The 9677-nt window shown below is 66.6% G+C and carries 9 protein-coding genes; 7 read left to right on the top strand and 2 right to left on the bottom strand.

The annotated features are described in order from the left end of the window. Window positions 1-113: 113 nt before the first annotated feature. The 4 genes from ACI1US_RS03100 to ACI1US_RS03085 all read left to right on the top strand — a co-directional run bounded on the left by ACI1US_RS03100 (window position 114) and on the right by ACI1US_RS03085 (window position 5052). Entirely contained in the window at window positions 114-497 is a 384-nt protein-coding gene (locus tag ACI1US_RS03100; protein ID WP_461638071.1) for a hypothetical protein, read from the top strand. After that, entirely contained in the window at window positions 497-1459 is a 963-nt protein-coding gene (locus ACI1US_RS03095; RefSeq protein WP_461638069.1) for a bifunctional riboflavin kinase/FAD synthetase, read from the top strand. The genes ACI1US_RS03100 and ACI1US_RS03095 overlap by 1 nt, the downstream gene beginning before the upstream one ends. Before the next feature lie 252 nt (window positions 1460-1711). Next, a complete protein-coding gene (locus ACI1US_RS03090) occupies window positions 1712-3853 on the top strand; it encodes a DEAD/DEAH box helicase (protein WP_416550102.1) in 2142 nt (713 codons plus the stop codon). Between the two features lie 164 nt (window positions 3854-4017). Beyond that, the gene (locus ACI1US_RS03085; RefSeq protein ID WP_416550103.1) at window positions 4018-5052 is read left to right on the top strand and encodes a 6-phosphofructokinase; all 1035 of its coding nucleotides are present in this window, start codon (window positions 4018-4020) and stop codon (window positions 5050-5052) included. A 192-nt stretch (window positions 5053-5244) separates the two neighbouring features. On the opposite strand, the gene ACI1US_RS03080 is transcribed toward ACI1US_RS03085, so the two are convergent. Together ACI1US_RS03080 and ACI1US_RS03075 are read right to left on the bottom strand one after the other, a co-directional pair. Continuing rightward, window positions 5245-6315, bottom strand: coding sequence for a hypothetical protein (locus tag ACI1US_RS03080; protein WP_461638067.1), 1071 nt, complete (start codon window positions 6313-6315; stop codon window positions 5245-5247). A gap of 179 nt (window positions 6316-6494) precedes the next feature. Further along, window positions 6495-6770, bottom strand: a complete 276-nt coding sequence (locus tag ACI1US_RS03075; RefSeq protein WP_416550104.1) for a glutaredoxin domain-containing protein — start codon at window positions 6768-6770, stop codon at window positions 6495-6497. A 241-nt stretch (window positions 6771-7011) separates the two neighbouring features. Between ACI1US_RS03075 and ACI1US_RS03070 the strand changes: the two genes are divergently transcribed. The 3 genes from ACI1US_RS03070 to ACI1US_RS03060 all read left to right on the top strand — a co-directional run. After that, the gene (locus ACI1US_RS03070) at window positions 7012-8373 is read left to right on the top strand and encodes an inorganic phosphate transporter (protein ID WP_416550105.1); all 1362 of its coding nucleotides are present in this window, start codon (window positions 7012-7014) and stop codon (window positions 8371-8373) included. Then, window positions 8370-8672, top strand: coding sequence for a hypothetical protein (locus ACI1US_RS03065; RefSeq protein WP_416550106.1), 303 nt, complete (start codon window positions 8370-8372; stop codon window positions 8670-8672). Before ACI1US_RS03070 ends, ACI1US_RS03065 begins: the two co-directional genes overlap by 4 nt. A gap of 99 nt (window positions 8673-8771) precedes the next feature. After that, the coding region (locus ACI1US_RS03060) for an aldehyde dehydrogenase family protein (protein ID WP_461638064.1) at window positions 8772-9677 on the top strand (906 nt) is incomplete at its 3' end.

Raw genomic sequence — 9677 nt, 5'->3', positions numbered from 1 at the left:
GCGGTGGCAGTGATGACCTATCGCATGCTCGTTATCTGGGGCTAACGGGCGAGTACACTGAGAGAGTGAGTGACGTGGGAGAAACAGGCCAGGTAGAGCAGCGCAGCGAGCGAATGAGTGGGCTCGGGCGGGTGCTTATTACCGTCTACATCATTCTCGCGCTCGCAGCGACGTTTAGGTCGTTCTACCAAATCCTCACGAAGTTCGATGAGGCACCCCTCGCGTACATCCTGTCTGCGGTGTCGGGCGTGGTCTACATCGTTGCGACAATTGCGCTGATCCGGCGCGGCCGAGGCATCTGGCGTCCGATCGCCTGGGCGGCGCTCACCTTCGAGCTGCTCGGTGTGCTCATCGTCGGCACCCTGAGCATCGCCATGCCGCAGCTGTTCGCGCACGCCTCCGTCTGGTCGCACTTCGGGCGCGGCTACGGCTTCATCCCGCTCTTGCTCCCGATTCTCGGCCTCATCTGGCTCTCGCGCGAAGCAAAGAGCGACTGATGCGGCTTGTCTCTGCCGTCGAAGAGTTGCAGCCCGCTGACTTTTCGGGCGGCACCGCGGTGGCCGTCGGCAAGTTTGACGGGGTCCATCTGGGGCACCGGGCGATCATCGCGTCGCTGCTGCGCACCGCCGAACGCGACGGCCTGCAGTCGGTGGTCTTCACCTTTGCGAACAACCCCCTGAGCTTTCTGCAGCCCGATGTCTGCCCGTTGCCGCTTGCGAGCCGCGCGCAGCGACTCGAGCTGCTCGACCAGGCGGGCGTCGACGCCTGCGTGATGGTGAACTTTGACGCTGAGTTCGCCGCGATCCCCGCGCGTGAATTCGTGGAGCGGATCCTCGTCGGTCAGCTGAATGTCCGCCACGTCCTCCTCGGCGACGACTTCCGCTTCGGTCACCGCGGCCTCGGCGACGCGGCGCTGCTGCGAGAGCTCGGACCCATTCACGGCTTCACCGTCGAGGTCGTCGAAAGTGTTGGCGACGAAGAAGTGGGCGCGGTGTCTTCCACACTGATCCGCAACGCGGTGCTCGCGGGCGATCTCGTGGCGGCCCGCGAAATGCTCGGACGCTGCCACGCCGTTCGCGGCGAGGTCGTGCATGGTGACGCCCGCGGGCGCGAGCTCGGATTTCCGACCGCGAACCTCGGCGGTGCCGTTGAGGGGCTGATTCCCGCTCACGGCGTGTACGCCGGATCTGTGGTGATTGACGGCGTCGAACGCGACGCGGCGATCTCCGTGGGAGTGAACCTCACGTTCGAGCCCGAGGGTGCTCCGCGCGTGGAAGCCTTCGTGCTTGACTTCAGCGCCGACCTCTACGGCACGCAGATGGAGGTGCGCTTCGCGCAGCGGATTCGCGAGATGCTTCCCTTCAGCTCGGTCGACGCGCTCATCGCCCGGATGCACGAGGACGTTGCGGAAACCCGGACGATTCTCGCGGAGCTCCGCGCAGACACCCCTGCCGTCTGACCTGGCTGGCCTGCCGGATCTCGCTGACGGCTGTGGCCCGTCGGATCGCCCGAGATCTGAACGATTGCGGTGCGTGTGCAGAATCGGGTGATAGTATCAACCCATAGTCGCGCGACGTTTAATTGAATCCCGTGTAACGCACGGTTCAGGTTCTCAAACGCGCGAGCGGCTTCGTCCCGAATAGCTGAGGGACGCGCATGCTACGTGTCGCCCAACTTCGGTGCGTCACGCAAAGATCCACCAGGAGAGCAATTGGCAAGCAGCACTGCCACACGCCAGCCAGCTAAGCGACAGCGCTCAGGCGGCACGCGTAAGCACGCCCACAACGAGGGCATCATCCCACTTCTCGCTCGCGCCGTGCGCGAGGTCGAGGCTTCGGCGCAGCGCGGCAAGGCAAGCCCGCAGAACCGCACCAAGTTTCAGGTCATCGCGCTGCTCATGCGCGAGGAGCGAGCACGCGTCAAGACCGAAGAGGGCGTGAGCGACAACGAGCGCGCCGAGACCCTCAAGCGTCTCGACGGCGTCGCCGCGATCCTCGCGAAGACCGCTGCGCGCGACACGAGCCTCATCACGCTGCTCGAGCCGGGCGCCACCATCACCGAGGCTACCCGCCAGCTCAAGCGCAAGATGCTCGTGCAGGCCGGCATCGATGTGCCCGAGGAGGCCCCCGCGGCTCCGGAGCCAGTGAAGACGCTGGTGCCGCCGGAGCTCGCAGAGCGCCAGGTTGAGCCCGCACGCGTGAACTCTCGCATGCTCGCGAACCCGTTCCTCGCGCCCTCGCTTGAGCCCCCGAAGCAGCCCACCCCGGTGGTGCGGCTCGCAAACTGGGAGCTGCTGAACCCGCTGCTGAAGTCTTTCGAGCAGGGCGGCGGGGGAGCCGCGTGCATGGATCTCCCAGAGGCACCCGTGCCCGATCGCCTCGCACCCGCAGGCCTCGAACTCATGCCGCACCAGGCGCGCTTCCTTGCCGGTGTCCGTGACGGACACCGCAGCTTCTTGCTCGCTGACGAGCCTGGCCTCGGAAAGACCGCGCAGTCGGTCATCGCGGCCTCGGTCGCAGACGCCTACCCGATGCTCGTCGTCGTTCCGAACGTCGTGAAGATGAACTGGGCCCGCGAGGTCGAGCGGTGGACACCGCAGCGCCGCGTCACCGTGATCCATGGCGACGGTGAAGCGGTCGACGCGTTCGCAGACGTCTTCGTCGTGAACTACGACATTCTCGACCGGCACCTGAGCTGGATCTCGCGTTTCGGCTTCAAGAGCATGGTCGTCGACGAGGCGCACATGATCAAGAACACGCAGTCGCAGCGCTCGCGTAACGTGCTCGCAATCGCCGAGAGCATCCGCGAGCGCACCCGCGGCTCGCAGCCGCTGCTCATCGCGCTCACCGGTACGCCGCTCATCAACGACATTGACGACTTCCGCGCCATCTGGCGGTTCCTCGGATGGACCGACGCAGACAAGCCGGGCCCCGAGCTCATGGCGAAGCTCGAGAACAACGGCTGGACGCCCGCCGACCCGCCGTTCTACCCCGAGGGGCGCCAGAGCGTCATCGACATGGGCATCGTGCGCCGTCGCAAGATCGATGTCGCGGCAGACCTGCCCGCCAAGCGCGTGGTCGATCTCCCGGTTGAACTCGACGATGAACTCGGTCGCGGCATTCACGCGGCAGAGGCGAAGCTCGCCCAGAAACTCTTCGAGCGCTTCACCGCGGTCAAGAACGGCAAGCTCGGGCAGAAGCTCTCGGACGAGGCCATTATTCGCATGGTCGCAGCGCAGGAGCTCGAGGAGTCGAATGCTTCGGCCGACGGCCTCAACGTCTTCACGATGGTCCGCGAGATCGGTGTCGCAAAGGCAGGCCTCGCGGTCGACTACACCGCACAGCTCGCGCGCTCGGTCGGTAAGGTCGTGTTCTTCGCGAAGCACATCGACGTGATGGACCGCGCCGAGGCGCAGCTCGCCGAAGCCGGCCTGCGCACGGTGTCGATCCGCGGCGAGCAGTCGGCGACGTTCCGTCAGGAGCAGATCGACGCGTTCAACACCGACCCCGAGGTCGCGGTGGCGGTCTGTTCACTCACCGCAGCCGGCGTCGGCGTGAACCTCCAGGCGTCGTCGAACGTTGTGCTCGCAGAGCTCAGCTGGACGGACGCCGAGCAGACACAGGCGATCGACCGCGTGCACCGCATCGGCCAGGCCGAGCCCGTCACCGCGTGGCGCATCATCGCTGCGCAGACACTCGACGCTCGGATCGCGGAGCTCATCGACGGCAAGGCGGGCCTCGCGGCTCGCGCCCTCGACGGAGCGCCTGCGGCCGAAGAGAACGCTGATCCGGTGCAGCTGCTCGCGCTCATGAGCGTGCTGAAGCGTGCGGTGGAAGCGGCAGACGCGGAGTAGTTCGCGGGCGCTCGCGGCTATGACGCTGCGGGCGCTTCTGGCGCTTCGCGTGCTTCTGGTGCTTCGCGCGCTTTTGGTGCATCTGCTGCTTCTGGCGCTTCCCAGCGCCAGAATGGCGTGAATGTGTGTGTCTGTACTATTCGCGCCACCACTAACATGGTGACATGCGTATTGGTGTGCTCTGTTCTGGTGGGGATAGTCCGGGGATGAACGCCGCGATTCGCGGTGCCGTGCTTCGCGGCGTCGACGTTCACGGCTTCGAGATGATCGGGTTCATCGACGGGTGGCGCGGCTTCCACGACGGCGAGTTCGTGCAGCTGGACCGCCCCACGGTGCGCGGCCTGTCGCCGCTCGGCGGCGTCTTCATCGGGACGAGCCGGGTCCCACCGTGGGAAGCCCCGGTCACCGAGGAAGCCCTCGACTCGCTCCGCGACAAGATGGCGAGCTACGGCCTCGACGGGCTCATGCTCATCGGCGGCAACGGCACGCAAACTGTGTCGTCGATCATCTCTGACGCAGGGATCAACGTCGTCGGTCTGCCGAAGACCATCGACAACGACCTCGCCGGAACCGACTACACCTTCGGCTTCGACACCGCGGTGTCGATCGCGGCCGAGGCAATTGACCGGCTGCGCACGACCGGCGACTCGCACAGGCGCTGCATGGTGCTCGAGGTTATGGGACGCGACGCCGGGTGGATCGCGCTCCACGCAGGAATGGCCGGCGGCGCCCAGGCGATGCTGCTGCCCGAATTCCCCGAGAGTCTCGAGCAGGTCTGCGAGTGGGTCGCGAATGTGCGCGATCGTGGCCGCTCCGCACTCATCGTCGTGGCCGAGGGGTTCAAGCTCGAAGGTGACGACGAGGCCGTGACCCGGGAGGGCCTCGACGGCTTTGGCCGGCCGCGGCTCGGTGGAGTCGCCGAGATGCTGGCCCCGCTCATCGAACAGCGCACAGGCATCGAGACCCGCGCTACGGTGCTCGGGCATGTGCAGCGCGGCGGCTCTCCGACGGCGTTTGACCGAGTGCTGGCTACGCGCTCGGGGATCGCCGCCGCCGACGCCGTGCTCGCGGGGGACTGGGGCAAGATGGCGGGGCTGCACGGCGACCGCATCGAGCTGGTGCCGTTCTCGGATGCCGTGGGCAAGCTGAAGACCGTGCCCGAGGCGCGCTACGCGGAGGTTCGCCTGAACTTCGGCTAAGCCCGGGCAGGGCTGCCGCGGCCGCCCGGCTGCTCCAAGCCGCGCAAGCACCACCTTCCTGCAAGAGCACCCCCTTTCTACGCGTAGAAAGGGGGTGCTCTTGCAGGAAGAGGGTGCTCTGGCGGGGCGACACTGGGGCAGCTGGATATCGGGAGAGCGCCGAGGCCGCGCGGGTGGTGGGCGAGTGCGGGCTCAGGGGAGATTGCGCAGGAACTCGCGCACAGGCGGCACCCATGCGGCACTCGGGGATCCGGGGAACGGGACCCGGTGCGCGCGCAGGTGCGCCGCGAACCTCTCCAGCGTCGTTACCTCGGCGACGCCCCAGCGGACCACTCGCAGGCCGGTGGTGCCCGCGATCCACTCGGTGCGCTGCTTCTCGGCGTAGAGGACCTCCTCCGGGCTGCGCCCTCCTCGCAGCTTCGCGTCAACATATTTGTGCTTGCCGTCGGCCTCTCCCCAGATCCCGAGTCCATCAAGCAAGAAGTCGAGGTAGAGCGAGCCTCGCCCACGAGCGGCCACTGGCACCTGCATCGTTACACCAATGCCGAGCTGGGCGAAGCGCAGCCGGCTTACGCTCTCGAGCGGAGAGTCAGCCAGGGGGTGTGCGAGTGTGGCGAGGGCGCGCACCGAGCGGTTCCCTGGACGGTTGCGATGACGGGTGGCCCGAGCGTGCATGCCCTGCCGCCATGCTGACACTGCCTGTGGGTTAGCATGGCGGCCGAATCGCGCGGCCGCTCTCAGGTGTGCGTCGCCAGCGCTGAGAGCCACCTCGAACGGGACAGACCGTGCCAGGTCGTTCAGGGTGCGCTCCGGGCCGGTGTGCTGAAGCCCGGCGCGGGACAGCACGTCGGTGGGGCTGAGAGTGCCGCGGTGACGGATCAACGTCTTGCCTGACGAAGCCCTGCTGCCGAGCGGAAGGGTGACATGGACGGTGCGGTCGTCGGGGCGAGCAGCTGCACCGTGTGTGGCCCAGAGCCAGGCTGACAGAACGGGGAGGTCGAGAAGTACGGCTGCGCTGAGATGCGAGAACACCGGTGGGGAGGCGGCCGCACGCTGCGCGGCGAGGATGGCGGCGAGATGCCGGGTCTCGGGTCGGGCGTCGTTCCAAAAGGATCCACGAGCGTACCAACCCTGTCGCAGTCGCACGAGCGCGCCGCTGCGTAGCGACTGTGTGATGTCGCGCTCGCTCAAGCCGCAGCGCCGGAGCTCTCGTGCCTGCACGAGATGCTCTGAGGCCGGTTGGAGGTCTGCAGATACGTCCATTCACCGAGTATCACCGCCGAGCAGCACCCCGTGTCACGAGCGGGGGAAATTGTGGATAACTCGCTCTTCGCAATCGAAGGTGTAGTGACTACCGGCGTCGACGAAGAGCCGTGATCGGCTTGGCATGGTGTCTCGCGGCAACAGGCTGGTGGGGGCCCGGCCGTCGGCCGGGCCAGGCGCTACAGCCCGAGCTTCGCCTTCACATCGTTGAGCGTCGGGTTCGTCGCGGTCGTGCCGTCTGGGTAGATCACAGTCGGCACGGTCTGGTTGCCGCCGTTCGCCTGTTCGACGAGTTCGGGGGTGCCCGGGGTGTTCTCAATGTCGATCTCGGTGAACGGGATGCCGGTCTTGTCGAGCATCACCTTCAGTCGCTTGCAGTACCCGCACCACTCGGTGGAGAACATCGTGATCGCACCCTCTGCGGGCAGGAAATCTGAAATCTGTGCCGTGCTCATTGCACCCTCCTCAATCTGCGAGCGACACACATCGCTCATCCTCACCAACATACGCGGTGTCGTTGTTATTTCCGTACCCACCTCGCCAAGGTGAACGGGAGGTGAACTGAGGGGGTCCAGCTTGACCGGGACATGGCCGGGTGCCTACATTTAGATAGCGCGCGCGTGAACGGCGGCTTATTTGCCGTGAGCGGGTACGCGAGGACACACGTCAACACACAACGCCGAACGGAAGGCGACGGTGGAATTCACCCTCATCGTGCTGCTGGTTATAGCGCTCGCACTCTTCTTTGACTTCACGAACGGCTTTCATGACACGGCCAACGCGATGGCCACGCCCATCGCTACGGGCGCGCTCAAGCCGAAGACCGCCGTGCTACTCGCGGCCATCCTCAACCTCATCGGTGCCTTCCTCTCAACAGAGGTAGCGAAAACGATCTCGGGTGGCCTCATTAATGAGGGCGAGGGCGGGGTACTCATCAGCCCCGAGATGGTCTTCGCCGGCCTGATCGGCGCGATTGTCTGGAACCTCGTGACCTGGCTGTATGGCCTCCCCTCGAGCTCCTCACACGCACTGTTTGGCGGCTTGATCGGTGCCGCTATCGTCGGTGCTGGCTTCTCTGCCATTAACGGCGGAGTGTTCCTCTCCAAGATCCTCCTCCCGGCTCTCGCCGCTCCGCTGACCGCGGGCATCGTCGCGTTCGTCGCGACTCGTGTCGCCTACGCGATTACCCGCCGCCACGACGGACGTAAGGACGGCCGCGGCCGCTTCCGCTACGCCCAGATCGCCTCCTCGTCGCTCATCGCGCTCGCGCACGGCACGAACGACGCGCAGAAGACGATGGGCGTCATTACTCTGACGCTCGTCGCTTCGGGCAACCAGGCCGCGGGCACCGGCCCGCAGTTCTGGGTGATCGCGACCTGTGCGATTGCGATCGCGCTCGGAACCTACTCGGGCGGCTGGCGCATCATCCGTACCCTCGGCGCAGGCCTCACTGACGTCAAGCCCGCGCAGGGCTTCGCGGCAGAGACCTCGACCGCGGCAACGATCCTCGCATCGAGCCACCTCGGCTTCGCGCTCTCGACCACCCAGGTGGCCTCGGGCTCGGTCATCGGCTCCGGCCTCGGCCGTCGCGGTTCAACCGTTCGCTGGCGCACTGTCGGCCGCATCGCTTCGGGCTGGCTGTTCACGCTCCCCGCTGCGGGCCTCGTCGGCGCGGTCGCCGCGCTTATCGCGCACCTCGGTACCTGGGGAATCATCGTCGACGCCGTGCTCGGCCTCTTCTTCATCCTGTTCATCTTCTGGCGTTCGCGCCGCAACAAGGTTGACGCGGGCAACGCGATCGCCGTGCCCGACGTCGCCGAGTCCGGCTACGCCGTGCGCATGGGCAAGGGCCGCGTGAAGAAGGTGCCCACGAAGACCGGGACGCTTCCGCCGCTCACCCCCGTCGCGCAGTCCGCCGTTCGCTCCGACAAGGCCAAGCGCGCCGCCGAGAAGGCCGCGCGTGAGGCTGCGAAGGCCGAGCGGAAGGCCGCTGAGAAGGCAGCGAGAAAGGCCGCGAAGCAGGCCGCGAACAAGCAGCACGAGGGAGGCGCAGAATGAGCGAAATCAACTGGATGGCGTTCGTGACGGTCTTCGGGACCTCGCTGTTCGCCGCGGTGTTCGTGGTCGCGCTGTACTCGCTCGGGATCCGCTTCCTCGCGACCCCGCCGCGCCCTGCACGCCGGCCAGACGGCACGATCGTGCCCGTCGGCCCCGACCGCGATGATGAGGATGACGACATCGACGAAGAGGCAGGCCGCCCCCGCTGGGCGACCATCGCCGCGAACGTCTGCTTCGGTGCATCAGTAGTGGCAGTGCTCTTCGGTATCTACCTGATCGTGCCTGCGCTCCACGGCTAATCCTCGCCGGTAAGCGCGCCGCGGCAGTGCCGTGCGATGCGATTATCGGAGCGCCCCAATCACTCCCCGAAACCCATGTGCCCAGGCTAGTCTGGGCGCATGGGTTTCACTGCTATTGAACGTATTCCGGGAATCGTAGCTGGGCTGCGCCACTCCTTTGACCAGGGAGTCACGCGACCTGAGCAGTGGCGGCGCGACCAGCTGACGCGGCTGCGCACCCTCTTGATCGATCGCGGGAGCGACTTTGAGCGCGCCCTGGCCGACGACCTCGGCAAGTCGGGCACCGAGGCACAGCTCACTGAGATCGGCTTCCTTGTAGCCGAGCTTGATCACACGCTGCAGAACCTCTCGAAGTGGATGCGGCCGCGCCGGGTCGGCGTGCCGCTCGCACTCCAACCGGCGAGCGCAAAGGTCGTCCCGGAGGCACTGGGCGTGGCGCTCGTGATCGCGCCGTGGAACTATCCGCTCATGCTCGCGCTGTCGCCCGTCATCGGGGCGATCGCCGCCGGTAACGCTGTGGTGATCAAGCCGAGTGAGCTTGCGCCTGCCACCGCGAAGCTCATCTCTCAGGTGATCCCCGACACCCTCGATATGCGGGCCGTTGCCGTCATCGAGGGGGCAGTCCCCGAGACCACGGCGCTGCTCTCCGAGCGCTTCGACCACATCTTCTACACGGGCAATGGCAAGGTCGGGCGCATCGTCGCGCACGCGGCCGCTGACAACCTCACGCCCGTGACGCTTGAGCTCGGCGGGAAATCTCCCGCCTACGTCGACGAGTCGGTGCCGCTCACCGAGGTCGCGAAGCGGCTCGCCTGGGGCAAATTCATGAACGCCGGCCAGACCTGCGTCGCCCCCGACTACGTGATCGGTGCGAAGCCCGTATTGGCCCGGCTCGCCCCGCTGCTCGCCGACGCAGTGCACGAGCTCTATGGCTCGGCATCCGAGGAGAACCCGGACTACGGCCGAATCGTGAACCGCGCCCAGTTCGACCGCCTCGTGGGCTAC

Origin of the sequence: Leucobacter sp. BZR 635 (assembly GCF_048061935.2) — a bacterium.
Lineage (GTDB): Bacteria > Actinomycetota > Actinomycetes > Actinomycetales > Microbacteriaceae > Leucobacter.
This window is presented reverse-complemented; position numbering and strand designations above follow the sequence as displayed.